We start from the raw sequence: 14,937 nt of genomic DNA, 5'->3' as shown, positions 1-14,937 counted from the left end.
CAACCTCCTGTGAACCGTCAGTCACCTCCCCCACCCTTTCCAACCCGCTATGCTCATTGTCAGGCAGCCGCTTGAAAACGCTGGCCGTCCGGGCTCGCAGGGCCATGGTGAGACGCGTTAATATTTGAAACTATTTTTTCTGCAGGGATTGGTAACTTGGCTGGATACCCCCATCCTGTCGCGCACAATCCACGAGGTGATTGATGCGCGCCAACTCGTCTGACTCACAAGACACCGATACCGTTACAGCGAACCAACCGGTTGCTGCCACCCGCTTGCGCTGGCTGGAGCTACTGAGCAAATACCGCCAGCCCATCGGCATGGTCGTGACCCTGCTGCTATTCGGCATCGCCCTGATTGCCTGTCGTCACCTGCTCAGCGAGCTGGATCTGTATGCCCTGCATGATTCGATCCTCGACGTGCCCAAGCCGGCCCTGTTCGGCGCCCTGGCCGCGACCGTGGTCGGTTTCGTTATCCTGCTCGGCTACGAATGGTCCGCCAGCCGCTACGCCGGGGTGAACCTGCCGCCGCGCACCCTGGCCCTCGGGGGCTTCACCGCCTTTGCCATCGGCAACGCCATCGGCCTGTCGCTGCTCTCCGGTGGTTCGGTGCGTTACCGCCTCTATGCCCGGCATGGCGTGGGTGCAGGCGACGTTGCCCATATGACGCTGTTCGCCAGCCTGTCCCTGGGTTGCGCCCTGCCACCGCTCGCCGCCCTGGCGACCCTGAGCAACCTGCCCGCCGCCTCCGCCGCCCTGCGCCTCTCCGAAGGCCTGCTGGCCAGCATTGCCGGCGCCGTACTGCTGCTCTGCGCGATCCTGGTCATCGGTATCTACCGGCGCCGCCTGCCTGAACAGCCACTGCCGGACAACCTGTTGGTCAAGGCCGGGCGCCGCACCCTGCGCCTGCCTGGACGCCGCCTGACGCTCCTGCAACTGCTGATCACCGCCCTCGACGTCGCCGCCGCAGCCACTGTGCTCTATCTGCTACTGCCCGAGGCACCGCCCTTCGGCGCCTTCCTGCTGGTCTACCTGCTGGCCCTGGCGGCCGGCGTGCTCAGCCATGTACCCGGCGGCGTTGGGGTGTTCGAAGCGATTCTGCTGGCCGCCTTCGCCGACAAGCTCGGCGCGGCGCCACTGGCCGCCGCCCTGCTGCTGTACCGGCTGATCTACGTGATCCTGCCGATGCTGGTGGCCTGCGTCCTGCTGCTGATCAATGAGGCCCAGCGCCTGTTCCAGACCCGTCAATCGCTGCGGGTGGCCTCGGGCCTGGCCGCACCGATCCTCGCGGTGCTGGTGTTCCTGTCCGGCGTGGTGCTGCTGTTTTCCGGCGTGACCCCGGAAATCGACACCCGCCTGCAACACATCGGTTTTCTGATCCCGCACCGCCTGGTGGATGCCTCGCACTTCGGCGCCAGCCTGGTCGGGGTGCTTTGCCTGCTGCTGGCCCAGGGCCTGCGCCGGCGCCTGTCCGCGGCCTGGATATTGACCACTATCCTGCTGCTGGTCGGTGCCGTGCTCTCGCTACTCAAGGGTTTCGACTGGGAAGAAGCCAGCCTGATGACCCTGACCGCCAGCCTGCTGGCGGTCTTCCGGCGCTCCTTCTACCGGCCGAGCCGCCTCACCGAACTGCCGTTCTCGCCGCTGTACCTGGTGGCCAGCGTCTGTGTGCTGGGCGCATCGATCTGGCTGCTGCTGTTCGCCTATCAGGACGTGCCCTACAGCCATCAGCTGTGGTGGCAGTTCACCCTCGACGCCGATGCCCCACGGGGCCTGCGCTCGCTGCTGGGGGCCGCGGTGCTGCTGGTTGTGGTGTCCCTGACCTGGCTGCTGCGCACCGCGCGCCCGGTGATTCACCTGCCCAATGGCGAGGAGCTGGACCGCGCGGCGAAGATCCTCATGGCCTCTTCCCAGCCCGACGGCGGCCTGTCCCTGACCGGCGACAAGGCCCTGCTGTTCCATCCCAACGACGACGCCTTCCTCATGTATGCCCGGCGCGGCCGCAGCCTGGTGGCGCTGTACGACCCGATCGGGCCGACCCAGCAACGGGCCGAGATGATCTGGCAGTTCCGCGACCTGTGCGACGTCCACCATGCGCGTCCGGTGTTCTACCAGGTGCGCGCGGAAAACCTGCCGTACTACATGGACATCGGCCTGACTGCGATCAAGCTTGGCGAAGAAGCCCGGGTCGACCTGAACCGCTTTGACCTCGAAGCCAAGGGCAAGGAGATGAAGGACCTGCGCTACACCTGGAACCGCGGTACCCGCGACGGTCTGTCGCTGGAAATCCATGAGGCCGGGCAGGCGCCGATGGACGAGCTGAAAGTCATTTCCGATGCCTGGCTGACCGGCAAGAATGTCCGCGAAAAAGGTTTCTCCCTCGGGCGTTTCAGCGAGGACTACCTCAAGCATTTCCGTATCGCGATCATCCGTTTTGAAGGACGTCCGGTGGCCTTCGCCAACCTGCTCGAGACCTACAGCCATGACCTGGCCAGCCTCGACCTGATGCGCGCCCACCCGGAGGCTCCCAAGCTGACCATGGAATTCATGATGGTCGGCCTGATCCAGCATTATAAAAATCATGGGTATGCCCGCTTCAGTCTGGGCATGGTGCCGTTGTCGGGTCTGCAACCCCGGCGTGGCGCGCCACTGACCCAGCGCCTTGGATCGATGGTTTTCCGTCGGGGTGAGCAGCTGTACAACTTCCAAGGGTTGCGCCGTTTCAAAGACAAATTCCAGCCTGACTGGGAACCTCGTTACATGGCCGTGCCCGCCGGACTGGATCCGCTGGTGGCACTGGCCGATACCGCCGCCCTGATTGCGGGCGGCCTGACTGGATTGGTGAAACGCTGATGATTCAACGCTCCTGGCGGTATGTATTAGCCACTCTGGTGGTGCTTGCCCTGATAGCAGGAGGCGGCTACTGGTACTGGAATCGTCCGGCACCACAACCGACCCTGGAACACCTGGCCCAGACCGATGGCTCGACCCTGACCCGTGTCACCCCGGCCGCCCAGACCAAGGCCCGGGTCGCCGTGGCCGTCCTCGCCGACGAAGCCCTGACCGATACCCAACTCCTGGCCCTGAGCCGCGGCGGCGCGGCGCAGATCGTCCAGGTGATCCTGCCCAAGGACGACTGCAAGCTGCAGGAACAAGCCCTGCAGACCGCCCTTGGCCAACTCGCGGGCCCGGCGACCCTGGTCAGCGGCATCGGCCCTGGTGCCGCCCTGGCCTGGCGCTGGATCGCCACCCAGAACGACGACAAGGCCCAGGCCGTGTCGGTGGGCTTTACCATCAACCCGGCCCCGGGCTGCACCGATCCATTGCCCAAGACCCTGGCCCACGGCCACTGGCTGGTGGCCTGGAACGACAACCCGGATGACGAAAGCGCCGGCTTCGTGCGTGACACCCCCAATGCCAGCACCAGCATCAGCGACTACGACATTCACCTGCCCCAGGTGCTGAACAACGAGCTGCGCAAGCTGCTGGTGGGTTCGGACAACGGCGGCCTGAACATTCCAGTGGTCGAAGTACCGGCCGGCCAGGCCAAGGACACCGTGACCCTGTTCCTCTCCGGTGACGGCGGCTGGCGCGACCTGGACCGCGACGTGGCCGGCGAGATGGCCAAGATCGGCTACCCGGTGGTCGGCATCGACACCCTGCGCTACTACTGGCAGCACAAGACCCCGGAACAGAGCGCCACCGACCTGACCGAACTGATGCAGCACTACCGGCAGAAATGGGGCACCAAGCGCTTCGTGCTGACCGGCTACTCGTTCGGCGCCGACGTGTTGCCAGCCATCTACAACCGCCTGCCGGAAGCTGAGCAGCAGCGAGTCGACGCCATTATCCTGCTGGCCTTCGCCCGCACCGGCAGCTTCGAGATCGAAGTCGAAGGCTGGCTGGGCAACGCCGGCAAGGAAGCTGCCACCGGCCCGGAAATGGCCAAGCTGCCAGCGGCCAAGGTGGTGTGCATCTACGGCGAGGAAGAAGTCGACGAAAGCGGTTGCACCGACAAGACCGCCGTCGGCGAAGCCATGAAACTGCCGGGCGGCCACCACTTCGACGAGAACTACCCGGCCCTGGCCCAGCGCCTGGTCAACGTCATCGAGAAACGCCAGGGCAAGGACAAGGTCGTCGAAGAGTGATCTGAGCGGCCCAGACAAGGCCCCCGCTGCCCACCGGCACCGGGGGCTTTTTCATCCATGAAATCCCCCCCTTTGCGGGAGCGGAGCTAGCTCGCGATCAGCGCGGGCTGTCAGGTAGAGCGCCATCGCGAGCAAGCTCCTACAGGGGAAAGCGCCCTCCTCCAACAAAAAAGCCCCCGTCACCACAGCGGTGACGGGGGCTTCTGCTGTCGCGCCAGCTTACATCTCGATCTGGGTCCCCAACTCGATCACGCGGTTCACCGGCAGCTTGAAGAAGCGCAGGTTGCCGTTGGCGTTCTTGAGCATGAAGGCGAACAGCGTCTCGCGCCAGCGCGCCATGCCGACGATCTTGGAGGTGATGACTGTCTCGCGGCTGAGGAAGTAGGTGGTGCGCATCGGGCTGAAGTCCAGCTCGTCCAGATGGCACAGCTTCAGCGCTTCAGGCACGTCCGGCTCGTCGGTGAAACCGAAGTGCAGGATCACCCGGAAGAAGCCTTCGCCATAGGAATCCACCTCGAAGCGCCGTTGCGTCGGCACCCGCGGGATATCTTCATAGACCACGGTCAGCAGCACCACTTGCTCGTGCAGCACCTGGTTATGCAGCAGGTTGTGCAACAGCGCATGGGGCACGGCGTCGGAGCGCGCAGTGAGGAACACCGCGGTGCCCTGGACCCGATGCGGTGGCTGCACACGGATGCTGTTGATAAAGATCGGCAGCGGCAACGCGCCCTCGCCGAGGCGGTCCATCAACAGTTCCTTGCCGCGTTTCCAGGTGGTCATCAGGGCGAACAGCACAATCCCCGCCAACACCGGGAAAGCACCGCCCTGGAAGATCTTCGGTACGTTGGCGGCGAAGAACAGCCCGTCCACCAGCAGGAAGCCCAGCAGGATCGGCACCGTCAGCACCGGCGACCATTTCCACAGCAACAGCATCACCGCCGACACCAGGATGCTGGTGATCAGCATGGTCCCGGTCACCGCCACGCCGTAGGCCGAAGCCAGTGCGCCGGAAGACTCGAAGCCCAGCACCAGGAGGATCACCCCGACCATCAGCGCCCAGTTCACCGCGCCAATGTAGATCTGCCCCTGCTCCGCGCTGGAGGTGTGCTGGATGTACATGCGCGGGATATAACCCAGCTGGATCGCCTGGCGGGTCAGGGAGAACGCGCCGGAGATCACCGCCTGGGAGGCGATCACGGTAGCCAGGGTCGCCAGGACCACCAGCGGGATCAGGGCCCAGCTCGGCGCCAGCAGATAGAACGGGTTACGTGCCGCTTCCGGGTTCTCCAGGAGCAAGGCGCCCTGGCCGAAATAGTTGAGCACCAGCGCCGGCAGCACCAGGGCGAACCAGGCGCGAGCGATCGGCTTGCGCCCGAAGTGGCCCATGTCGGCGTACAGCGCTTCGGCACCCGTCAATGCCAGCACTACCGCGCCGAGAATGGCCACGCCCATGCCCGGATGCACGATGAAGAACCGCACGCCCCAGACCGGGTTCAGCGCCTGCAGCACTTCCGGATGCTGGGCGATGCCGTAGATCCCCAGCCCGCCCAGGGTCACGAACCACAGGACCATCACCGGCCCGAACAGCTTGCCGATGCGATCGGTACCGTGTTTCTGGATCAGAAACAGCGCCACCAGCACGATCAGCGCCATAGGTACGACCCAGTGCTCGAGCCCGTCGAAGGCAATCTCCAGCCCCTCCACCGCCGACAATACGGAAATCGCCGGGGTGATCATGCTGTCGCCGTAGAACAAGGCCGCGCCGATCAGGCCCAGGATGACCAGGACCACCCGCAGCCTCGGATAGGGCGTCGACGCCCGCCGGGCCAGGGCGGTCAAGGCCATGATGCCGCCCTCGCCCTGGTTGTCGGCCCGCAGGATGAACAACACGTATTTGATCGAGACCACCCAGACCAGCGACCAGAAGATCAATGCAAGAATGCCGAATACACCGTCGTGGTTGACCGGAACCCCGTAATGCCCCGCGAATACCTCCTTCAAGGTATAAAGCGGGCTGGTCCCGATGTCGCCATAAACCACCCCGACCGCCGCCACCAGCATCCCCAGGGGCCTGGCCCTGGAATGCTCGTTGCCTACCGCCTGACTACTTGCCTGACCCATCCACCACTCCTACTACCCAGATCGGGGCTTCTTATAAAAGGCATGACATTCAAGACAACGCCAAGCTTGCAAGACTCTCGTGAATGCCAATGCAGCATGCGCCCTTTTACTTACAGTTACAGACGTTCTGTTGACTATAAGAATTCACCTGGGCGCAACGGCGCGAAGCATAGCGCAGCACTCGTCGTATTTCCCTGCATAAAGCTGGTCAAGTGCGTCGGCCATCGCTAGAATTGCGCACTTTTTGATCAGAGGCGCCCCTAGCGCCCGTTCGTCGCCAGCGGTTTTATCCAGATCGCCGAGCGGCCCGACACCTATACCGAGGTTAGACATGTCCACCCCTACCGCGCCAGCCAACCCCAAGGTCGGCTTCGTTTCCCTGGGTTGCCCGAAAGCGCTGGTCGATTCCGAGCGCATCCTCACGCAACTGCGTATGGAAGGTTATGACGTGGTGTCCACCTACCAGGACGCCGATGTCGTGGTGGTCAACACCTGCGGTTTCATCGACTCGGCCAAGGCCGAATCCCTGGAAGTGATCGGCGAAGCCATCAAGGAAAACGGCAAGGTCATCGTCACCGGCTGCATGGGCGTGGAAGAAGGCAATATCCGCGACGTGCATCCGAGCGTGCTGGCCGTGACCGGCCCGCAGCAGTACGAGCAAGTGGTCAGCGCGGTGCACGAAGTGGTGCCGCCGAAACAGGATCACAACCCGCTGATCGACCTGGTGCCGCCACAAGGCATCAAGCTGACGCCGCGCCACTACGCGTACCTGAAGATTTCCGAAGGCTGCAACCACAGCTGCAGCTTCTGCATCATCCCGTCGATGCGCGGCAAGCTGGTCAGCCGCCCGGTGGGCGATGTGCTGGACGAGGCCCAGCGCCTGGTCAAGTCCGGGGTCAAGGAACTGCTGGTGATCTCGCAGGACACCAGCGCCTACGGCGTCGACGTCAAGTACCGCACCGGTTTCTGGAACGGCGCGCCGGTGAAAACCCGCATGACCGAGCTGTGCGAAGCCCTCAGCACCCTGGGCGTCTGGGTCCGTCTGCACTACGTCTACCCGTACCCGCACGTGGACGAGCTGATCCCGCTGATGGCCGCCGGCAAGATCCTGCCGTACCTGGACATCCCGTTCCAGCACGCCAGCCCGAAAGTGCTCAAGGCCATGAAACGCCCGGCCTTCGAAGACAAGACCCTGGCCCGGATCAAGAACTGGCGCCAGATCTGCCCCGAGCTGATCATCCGCTCGACCTTCATCGTCGGCTTCCCCGGCGAAACCGAAGAAGACTTCCAATACCTGCTCGACTGGCTGACCGAAGCCCAGCTCGACCGCGTCGGCTGCTTCCAGTACTCGCCGGTGGAAGGCGCGCCGGCCAACGACCTGGACCTGGAAGTGGTCCCGGACGAGGTCAAGCAGGACCGTTGGGAGCGCTTCATGGCGCACCAGCAGGCAATCAGCTCGGCGCGCCTGCAACAGCGCATCGGCAAGGAAATCGAAGTGCTGATCGATGAAGTCGACGAACAGGGCGCCGTGGGCCGCTGCTTCTTCGACGCCCCGGAAATCGACGGCAACGTGTTCATCGACGGTGCCGGCGACCTCAAACCAGGCGACAAGGTCTGGTGCCGGGTGACCGACGCCGACGAATACGACCTCTGGGCCGAAGTCCTGTAAGGCGTAAAAAACCGCACAGCCCCGCTCTCTTCGCGAGATGCGGGGCTTTTTTACGTCTATCGTTTGCTCAGGACCACGGATGCGTCATCACAAAGGAGCAGGCGGCATGCGCCATCATTCGGTCATCCACACCCCGAAACACAGCGACTACCCGGAACTGGCCCGGGTCTGGGAAGACTCGGTGCGCGCCACCCACGACTTCCTGCCGGACAGCTACATCGAACTGCTGAGAAACCTGGTGCTGAACCGTTATCTGGATGCGGTGATGCTGATCTGCACCCGGGACCAGCGCCAGCACATCACCGGCTTCGCCGGGGTCGCCGCCGGCAAGATCGAGATGCTGTTCATCGATCCCGCCCATCGCGGCCAGGGCCTGGGCAAGCAATTGCTCAGGTACGCCATCGAACACCTGAACGCCGACGAACTCGACGTCAACGAGCAGAATCCGCAAGCCCTGGGCTTCTACTTCAAGCAGGGCTTCGAGGTCATCGGTCGCTCCGAGCACGACGGCATGGGCCAGCCCTATCCGCTGCTGCACATGCGTTTGAAACAGCCCCAGCAGCAAGCGCTGCGCGGCTAAAAGCCACAGCGGGCAAATGGACCCGCGATTAACCGGCGCCGGGCAGGTACAATGCCTGCCCCCTTTTGCTACGGCCCCTGTCATGACTGACCCGATTCGTCTCTCCAAACGCCTCATCGAACTCGTCGGCTGCTCCCGCCGGGAGGCTGAGCTGTTCATCGAGGGCGGCTGGGTCACCGTGGATGGCGAGGTCATCGACGAGCCGCAGTTCAAGGTCGACACCCAGAAAGTCGAGCTCGACCCGCAGGCCAAGGCCACCGCGCCGGAGCCGGTGACCCTGCTGCTGAACGTACCGGCCGGCCAGGACGTCGACAGCGCCATGCAGTCGCTGAGCGCCGCCAGCCTGTCCGAGGAACACCGCTTCGGCAAACGGCCGCTCAAGGGCCACTTCCTGCGCCTGACCGCCAGCGCCGATCTGCAAGCCAATGCCAGCGGCCTGCTGGTGTTCACCCAGGACTGGAAGATCCTGCGCAAGCTGACCGCCGATGCGGCCAAGATCGAGCAGGAGTACGTGGTCGAGGTGGAAGGCGAGATGGTCGCCCACGGCCTCAACCGCCTGAACCACGGCCTGACTTACAAGGGCCGGGAACTGCCGCCGGTCAAGGCCAGCTGGCAGAACGAAAACCGCCTGCGCTTCGCCATGAAGAACCCGCAACCGGGCGTGATCGCCCAGCTCTGCGAAGCGGTAGGCCTGAAAGTGGTCGCCATTCGCCGCATCCGTATCGGTGGGGTTTCCATCGGCAAGGTGCCGGTCGGGCAATGGCGCTACCTGTCCGCCAAAGAGAAATTCTAGGCCGACACCCATTCAGACGCCGCGCGTGCATGCGGCGCTCAACGTGAACAGACCAGGACTGTAGACATGATTCATAACGATGTACTGCGCAGCGTGCGCTACATGCTCGACATCAGCGACAAGAAGGTCGTCGAGATCATCAAGCTCACCGGCTTTGACGTGAGCCTCGACGACATCGTCGGCTACCTGAAAAAGGATGAGGAAGAAGGTTTCGTGCATTGCCCGGACGAGGTCATGGCGCACTTTCTCGACGGCCTGGTGATCTTCAAGCGTGGCAAGGACGAAAGCCGTCCGCCGCTGCCGATCGAACTGCCAGTGACCAACAACATCATCCTGAAGAAGCTGCGGGTCGCCTTCGAGCTGAAGGAAGACGACATGCACGCCATCCTCAAGGCCGCCGATTTCCCGGTGTCCAAGCCCGAGCTGAGCGCGCTGTTCCGCAAGTTCGGCCACACCAACTACCGCCCGTGCGGCGACCAGTTGCTGCGCAACTTCCTCAAGGGCCTGACCCTGCGCGTCAGGGCTTAAGACAGCTACAAGCTGCAAGTTCAAAGCTTGTAGCTCGAAGCTTGCAACTTGAGGCTTGCAAAATGACCTACAGCGTTTCCCCCATCGGCTTCGTGCGCTCCTGCTTCAAGGAAAAGTTCGCCATCCCGCGCCAGCCGCAACTGGCCCCGGCGGCCCGTGGCGTGCTGGAGCTGGTGGCGCCCTTCGACCAGGGCGACGCGGTGCAGGGCCTGGAACAGGTCAGCCACGTCTGGCTGCTGTTCCTGTTTCACCAGGCGCTGGAAGACAAACCGCGGCTCAAGGTCCGCCCGCCGCGCCTGGGTGGCAACAAGTCCATGGGGGTCTTCGCCACCCGCGCCACCCACCGCCCCAATGGCATTGGCCAGTCGGTGGTCAAGCTGGACAAGGTCGAGGCCAATCGCCTGTGGATCTCCGGCATCGACCTGCTGGACGGCACGCCGATTCTCGATATCAAGCCCTACGTGCCTTACGCCGACATCATCGACAGCGCAAGCAACAGCATCGCCAGCGCGGCGCCGCAGCTGATCCCGGTGCAGTGGAGCGACAACGCCCTGCAACAGGCTCATACGCACGCTCAACGCCTGCAGGAGCCGCTGGTGGAGCTGATCGAGCAATGTTTGGCCCAGGACCCACGCCCGGCCTACCAGACGCCCACCCCGGAACGCGAATACGGCGCGCAGTTCTGGGATCTGGACGTGCGCTGGCACTACCCGCAGCCGGGCCTGATCCAGGTCCTGGAAGTGGTCCCCGCGCGCTGACCGGCAACCGGAAACGAAAAAGCCCGCGCTGCCTTCTCAGGCAACGCGGGCTTTTTCTGTGCTGCGAGCCGCTTACTTCTCGACGAAAGCGCGTTCGATCAGGTAGTCACCCGGCTCGCGCATGCGTGGCGAAACGGTCAGGCCGAAGCTGTTGAGCACTTCGCTGGTCTCGTCGAGCATGCTCGGGCTGCCGCACAGCATGGCGCGGTCGTCCTGCGGGTTGATCGGCGGCAGGCCGATGTCGCTGAACAGCTTGCCGCTGCGCATCAGGTCAGTCAGGCGGCCTTCGTTCTCGAATGGCTCGCGGGTCACGGTCGGGTAGTAGATCAGTTTTTCACGCAGCGCTTCGCCGAAGAACTCGTTCTGCGGCAGGTGCTCGGTGATGAACTCGCGGTAGGCGACTTCGTTGACGTAACGCACGCCGTGGCACAGGATCACTTTCTCGAAACGCTCGTAGGTTTCCGGATCCTGGATGACGCTCATGAACGGCGCCAGGCCGGTGCCGGTGCTGAGCAGGTACAGGTGCTTGCCAGGCTTCAGGTCGTCCAGTACCAGGGTACCGGTAGGCTTCTTGCTGATGATGATCTCGTCGCCTTCCTTCAAATGCTGCAGCTGGGAAGTCAGCGGACCATCAGGAACCTTGATGCTGAAGAACTCGAGATGCTCTTCCCAGTTCGGGCTGGCAATCGAGTAAGCGCGCATAAGCGGGCGGCCATTGGGCTGTTGCAGGCCGATCATCACGAACTGACCGTTCTCGAAGCGCAGGCCCGGATCGCGGGTGCACTTGAAGCTGAACAGAGTGTCGTTCCAGTGATGAACACTGAGGACACGCTCGTGGTTCATGTTGCTCATGTACGGGGGACTCCTGGAAAGTTGTCGGCGCCTGCTCTGCGACAAGCGAGCCGAGCGCAATTGCACAGCATTCTAATGGCGGCGACAATATCTGTTAACTGGATTATTAAGATAAGGGTTATCGGTTATATCGATATGCGATTTACTCTCCGTCAACTGCAAGTATTCGTCGCCGTCGCCCAGCAAGAGAGCGTTTCTCGTGCTGCCGGCCTGCTGGCCCTTTCCCAATCCGCAGCAAGCACTTCAATCACCGAACTGGAACGGCAATCCAGTTGCCAGTTGTTCGATCGCGCCGGCAAGCGCCTGAGCCTCAACGCCCTGGGCAAACAGCTGCTGCCCCAGGCGGTGGCGTTGCTGGACCAGGCCAAGGAAATCGAAGACCTGCTCAACGGCAAATCCGGCTTCGGCTCGTTGTCGGTGGGCGCGACCCTGACCATCGGCAACTACCTGGCGACCCTGTTGATCGGCAGCTTCATGCAGGTCCACCCGGAGAGCCAGGTCAAACTGCATGTGCAGAACACTGCGCATATCGTGCAACAGGTCGCCCACTACGAAATTGACCTGGGTCTAATCGAAGGCGACTGCAGCCACCCGGATATCGAAGTACAAACCTGGGTCGAGGATGAGCTGGTGGTGTTCTGCGCCCCGCAGCACCCCTTGGCCAAACGCGGCCATGCGAGCATGGAGGAGCTGACCCACGAAGCCTGGATTCTACGGGAACAGGGCTCGGGCACGCGCCTGACCTTCGATCAGGCCATGCGTCATCACCGCAGCGCGCTGAATATCCGGCTCGAACTGGAACACACCGAAGCGATCAAGCGCGCGGTGGAGTCGGGGTTGGGGATTGGCTGCATTTCCAGGCTGGCGCTGCGCGACGCCTTCCGGCGTGGCAGCCTGGTGCCGGTAGAGACGCCGGACCTGGACCTGGCCCGGCAGTTCTATTTCATCTGGCATAAACAGAAATATCAGACCTCGGCGATGCGCGAGTTCCTCGAACTCTGCCGCGCCTTTACCGCCGGGGTGCAGCGCAGCGACGAGATCGTGCTGCCGAGCATTCCCTAGGGTCTGTACGAAAAGTCGGCGAGCGAAGGTCAGGCAAGGCAAAAACAGGCGAGGAACGGCCGGGGTCGCGTTCGACTTTAGGGGCCTACATGAGCATTGCGAGCCTGTTTTTAACGCAGCATGGCCGAGTGCAGCCACTTTTCGTACAGACCTAGATCAGGATCACCGCCCAGACCACAGTGATCATGCTCAAGGCTACGAGTTGCGCGGCGCTGCCCATGTCCTTGGCATTTTTCGACAGTGGATGGCGATCCAGGGAGATCCGGTCGATCGCCGCCTCGACCGCCGAATTGAGCAGTTCGACAATCAGCGCCAGCAGGCAGACAGCAATCAGCAACGCCCGCTCGACCCGGCTGACATTCAGCAGGAAAGACACTGGGATCAGAATCGCGTTGAGCAGCACCAGCTGACGAAACGCAGCTTCGCCGGTGAAGGCGGCCCGCAGGCCATCGAAGGAGTATCCCGAGGCATTGAGGATGCGTTTAAGACCGGTTTGACCTTTGAAAGGCGACATAAATAGGCAACTAGAACAATAAGGAATGGGCAAGCTAGTTCAACAAAAGTCAAAAAAGCGTGAAAAAATAGCCAGTTACTGGCTGGAAATTGACTCAAGTTGTTGCAGGAGCAGCGCCGCCTGAGTGCGGGTCCGCACCCCCAGCTTACGGAAGATTGCCGTCACATGGGCCTTGATGGTGGCTTCCGAAACGCTCAGTTCATAAGCGATCTGCTTATTCAGCAAACCCTCGCAGACCATGGTCAGCACACGGAACTGTTGTGGCGTCAGGCTCGCCAGGCCTTCGCTGGCCGCCTTGGCCTCGGCGGAGACGCTGACCTCTTCGAAGGCCTGTGGCGGCCACCAGACATCGCCGTCAAGCACGCTGCGTACGGCCTGTTGAATGACTTCGAGAGAACTGGACTTGGGAATAAAACCGCTGGCGCCAAATTCGCGTGAACGCACCATCACCGATGCTTCTTCCTGTGCCGACACCATCACCACCGGAATCTGCGGGTACTGACCGCGCAACAGCACCAGGCCGGAAAAGCCGTAAGCGCCAGGCATGTTCAGGTCCAGTAGCACCAGGTCCCAATCGGCCTTTTCGGTCAGGCGGGCTTCCAGTTCGGCAATGCTCGCCACTTCCACCAGACGGACATCCGGGCCGAGGCCCAGGGTCACCGCTTGATGCAGTGCGCTACGAAAGAGGGGGTGGTCATCGGCAATCAGGATTTCGTATGTGGCCATTTTTCAAATGATCCTGTTTTTTATGGGAGTACCGATGCATTCGGTCCTCGCCAAGGCAACACAGGTGTCAGCCAGAATGCTGCACCCAAAGAGCACGATCAACGCCAAGAGCCCGGAAATGCGGCGTTTCAAAGATCGGTCGCGCCCTAATCGGCGCCAAGCATGCCCAGCGAAGCCGGGGTGGTCAAGCTTCGGGCTGTGCGGCATCTTAGCTTGCTAACTAATAACAGTGCCATCATGCAAAGCCACGCCCGCGCGGCTGCGCCTCGATGCTGAGCGGGATGCTGGTGGCGCAGCTCTGGCCGAAAAAACTCCAGTCCCTTGCCTCAGGTATTACAGAAAAGGCTTGAGGCGCGTGTGCATCTCATCATCGGGATCGATCTCAAGCTGGAACTTGGCCGACAGATAATGGGTGCTGAACACATCCAGATAAGCATCCAGCACTTCGCCGGCCTGCCGGTCCGCGGCCAACTCCAGGCACAGCGCCGCAACCTCCGCGGTACAGAAATGGTCATCGCGCTTGGAACGCCGCAGCTTGTAGCGCGACAACTGCTCGGGCTCCAGGCTCAATACCGGCAAGTGTTCAAGATAAGGACTCTTGCGAAACATCTTGCGCGCTTCGCTCCAGGTCGCATCCAGCAGGATAAACAGCGGGCGCTTGCCCGCCTCCAGGCGGACTTCGTTCACCACCCGCTGTGGCGCGACAAACTCTCCGGGGAACACCACATAAGGCTGCCACTGGGGATCGGCCAGCAAGGCCAGCAATTGTGGGTCGACTTCTGTTCGCGACCAGGGGAACGCCATGGTGTCTTCTATGACATCGGCGATCAGCCAGCCGGTATTGCTCGGCTTCATGGGTTCGACGTCATGCATGATCAGGCACATCGCCGACTGCGCGGAAACCTTGGGGCGCCAGGCGCACATGCAGTGGCTGGGAATCACCCGACAGCCCGCACAGCGCTCCGCCCGGGAACCTCGTGCAGTAAAAGGTCTGACGGCACGCGCAAGACGTTGGGCACGCAGCCGGGATACGGCATGACTCATTAGAAGCCGCCCTGGCAGAAAGAAGGAATCGACACGAAAAGAACTCGGAAAGCTGAAAATTCGCACAAGTTTATCAGAGCTCTCTGCTCAAACCTGTACCACCTACCCTCGCTCCCCTATAATTCGCCGCCACTGAACGCACA

Annotated in this window: 13 protein-coding genes; 8 read left to right on the top strand and 5 right to left on the bottom strand. The window is 62.4% G+C overall.

Annotation, left to right across the window (positions count from 1 at the left end):
- Nucleotides 1-203 precede the first annotated feature (203 nt).
- The gene (gene mprF / locus AC07PQ_RS11135; protein ID WP_493185501.1) at nt 204-2,852 is read left to right on the top strand and encodes a bifunctional lysylphosphatidylglycerol flippase/synthetase MprF; all 2,649 of its coding nucleotides are present in this window, start codon (nt 204-206) and stop codon (nt 2,850-2,852) included.
- Nucleotides 2,852-4,147, top strand: a complete 1,296-nt coding sequence (locus AC07PQ_RS11130) for a virulence factor family protein (RefSeq protein WP_007923922.1) — start codon at nt 2,852-2,854, stop codon at nt 4,145-4,147. The genes mprF and AC07PQ_RS11130 overlap by 1 nt, the downstream gene beginning before the upstream one ends.
- A 219-nt stretch (nt 4,148-4,366) precedes the next feature.
- Here AC07PQ_RS11130 and AC07PQ_RS11125 read toward each other — a convergent pair whose 3' ends face one another.
- Nucleotides 4,367-6,208 (bottom strand): potassium transporter Kup, encoded by a 1,842-nt coding sequence (locus AC07PQ_RS11125; protein ID WP_493185560.1) that lies wholly within the window; start codon nt 6,206-6,208, stop codon nt 4,367-4,369.
- Nucleotides 6,209-6,599: 391 nt separating this feature from the next.
- Between AC07PQ_RS11125 and rimO the strand changes: the two genes are divergently transcribed.
- From rimO to tsaA, 5 genes are all read left to right on the top strand, one after another.
- Nucleotides 6,600-7,937, top strand: coding sequence for a 30S ribosomal protein S12 methylthiotransferase RimO (rimO, locus tag AC07PQ_RS11120; protein ID WP_007923924.1), 1,338 nt, complete (start codon nt 6,600-6,602; stop codon nt 7,935-7,937).
- A 106-nt stretch (nt 7,938-8,043) separates the two neighbouring features.
- Nucleotides 8,044-8,517: a GNAT family N-acetyltransferase gene (locus AC07PQ_RS11115; RefSeq protein ID WP_007923925.1), complete on the top strand. Its 474-nt coding sequence runs from the start codon at nt 8,044-8,046 to the stop codon at nt 8,515-8,517.
- A gap of 82 nt (nt 8,518-8,599) precedes the next feature.
- Nucleotides 8,600-9,310, top strand: coding sequence for an rRNA pseudouridine synthase (locus tag AC07PQ_RS11110; RefSeq protein ID WP_025806691.1), 711 nt, complete (start codon nt 8,600-8,602; stop codon nt 9,308-9,310).
- A 66-nt stretch (nt 9,311-9,376) separates the two neighbouring features.
- The gene (locus AC07PQ_RS11105) at nt 9,377-9,838 is read left to right on the top strand and encodes a YehS family protein (protein ID WP_007923927.1); all 462 of its coding nucleotides are present in this window, start codon (nt 9,377-9,379) and stop codon (nt 9,836-9,838) included.
- A 62-nt stretch (nt 9,839-9,900) separates the two neighbouring features.
- Nucleotides 9,901-10,596 carry a tRNA (N6-threonylcarbamoyladenosine(37)-N6)-methyltransferase TrmO gene (gene tsaA / locus AC07PQ_RS11100; protein ID WP_053259836.1) on the top strand — a complete coding sequence of 232 codons (696 nt, stop codon included), beginning with the start codon at nt 9,901-9,903 and terminating at the stop codon, nt 10,594-10,596.
- A 72-nt stretch (nt 10,597-10,668) separates the two neighbouring features.
- Here the strand turns inward: tsaA and fpr are convergent, their stop codons facing one another.
- On the bottom strand, nt 10,669-11,448 hold the full coding sequence (fpr, locus tag AC07PQ_RS11095; protein WP_007923929.1) for a ferredoxin-NADP reductase: 780 nt from the start codon (nt 11,446-11,448) through the stop codon (nt 10,669-10,671).
- Nucleotides 11,449-11,583: 135 nt separating this feature from the next.
- On the opposite strand from fpr, the gene AC07PQ_RS11090 reads away from it, so the two are divergent.
- Nucleotides 11,584-12,510 (top strand): LysR family transcriptional regulator, encoded by a 927-nt coding sequence (locus tag AC07PQ_RS11090; RefSeq protein ID WP_007923931.1) that lies wholly within the window; start codon nt 11,584-11,586, stop codon nt 12,508-12,510.
- A 151-nt stretch (nt 12,511-12,661) separates the two neighbouring features.
- Here AC07PQ_RS11090 and AC07PQ_RS11085 read toward each other — a convergent pair whose 3' ends face one another.
- The 3 genes from AC07PQ_RS11085 to AC07PQ_RS11075 form a co-directional block, all read right to left on the bottom strand.
- Nucleotides 12,662-13,024: a diacylglycerol kinase gene (locus tag AC07PQ_RS11085; RefSeq protein WP_007923932.1), complete on the bottom strand. Its 363-nt coding sequence runs from the start codon at nt 13,022-13,024 to the stop codon at nt 12,662-12,664.
- A gap of 75 nt (nt 13,025-13,099) precedes the next feature.
- Entirely contained in the window at nt 13,100-13,750 is a 651-nt protein-coding gene (erdR, locus tag AC07PQ_RS11080) for a response regulator transcription factor ErdR (protein ID WP_007923933.1), read from the bottom strand.
- A 333-nt stretch (nt 13,751-14,083) separates the two neighbouring features.
- The gene (locus AC07PQ_RS11075; protein WP_493185500.1) at nt 14,084-14,794 is read right to left on the bottom strand and encodes a tRNA-uridine aminocarboxypropyltransferase; all 711 of its coding nucleotides are present in this window, start codon (nt 14,792-14,794) and stop codon (nt 14,084-14,086) included.
- Nucleotides 14,795-14,937 lie beyond the last annotated feature (143 nt).

Source organism: Pseudomonas sp. GW821-FHT09E12, assembly GCF_059416085.1.
The sequence above is the reverse complement of the archived record's forward strand: the minus strand, read 5'-3'. Positions and strand labels throughout refer to the sequence as shown.

Excerpts from the sequence above, each read along its gene's own strand:
- mprF (WP_493185501.1), top strand. The coding sequence starts at position 204 with ATGCGCGCCAACTCGTCTGACTCACAAGACACCGATACCGTTACAGCG.
- AC07PQ_RS11130 (WP_007923922.1), top strand. The coding sequence starts at position 2,852 with ATGATTCAACGCTCCTGGCGGTATGTATTAGCCACTCTGGTGGTGCTT.
- AC07PQ_RS11125 (WP_493185560.1), bottom strand. The coding sequence starts at position 6,208 with ATGCTGGTGGCGGCGGTCGGGGTGGTTTATGGCGACATCGGGACCAGC.
- rimO (WP_007923924.1), top strand. The coding sequence starts at position 6,600 with ATGTCCACCCCTACCGCGCCAGCCAACCCCAAGGTCGGCTTCGTTTCC.
- AC07PQ_RS11115 (WP_007923925.1), top strand. The coding sequence starts at position 8,044 with ATGCGCCATCATTCGGTCATCCACACCCCGAAACACAGCGACTACCCG.
- AC07PQ_RS11110 (WP_025806691.1), top strand. The coding sequence starts at position 8,600 with ATGACTGACCCGATTCGTCTCTCCAAACGCCTCATCGAACTCGTCGGC.
- AC07PQ_RS11105 (WP_007923927.1), top strand. The coding sequence starts at position 9,377 with ATGATTCATAACGATGTACTGCGCAGCGTGCGCTACATGCTCGACATC.
- tsaA (WP_053259836.1), top strand. The coding sequence starts at position 9,901 with ATGACCTACAGCGTTTCCCCCATCGGCTTCGTGCGCTCCTGCTTCAAG.
- fpr (WP_007923929.1), bottom strand. The coding sequence starts at position 11,448 with ATGAGCAACATGAACCACGAGCGTGTCCTCAGTGTTCATCACTGGAAC.
- AC07PQ_RS11090 (WP_007923931.1), top strand. The coding sequence starts at position 11,584 with ATGCGATTTACTCTCCGTCAACTGCAAGTATTCGTCGCCGTCGCCCAG.
- AC07PQ_RS11085 (WP_007923932.1), bottom strand. The coding sequence starts at position 13,024 with ATGTCGCCTTTCAAAGGTCAAACCGGTCTTAAACGCATCCTCAATGCC.
- erdR (WP_007923933.1), bottom strand. The coding sequence starts at position 13,750 with ATGGCCACATACGAAATCCTGATTGCCGATGACCACCCCCTCTTTCGT.
- AC07PQ_RS11075 (WP_493185500.1), bottom strand. The coding sequence starts at position 14,794 with ATGAGTCATGCCGTATCCCGGCTGCGTGCCCAACGTCTTGCGCGTGCC.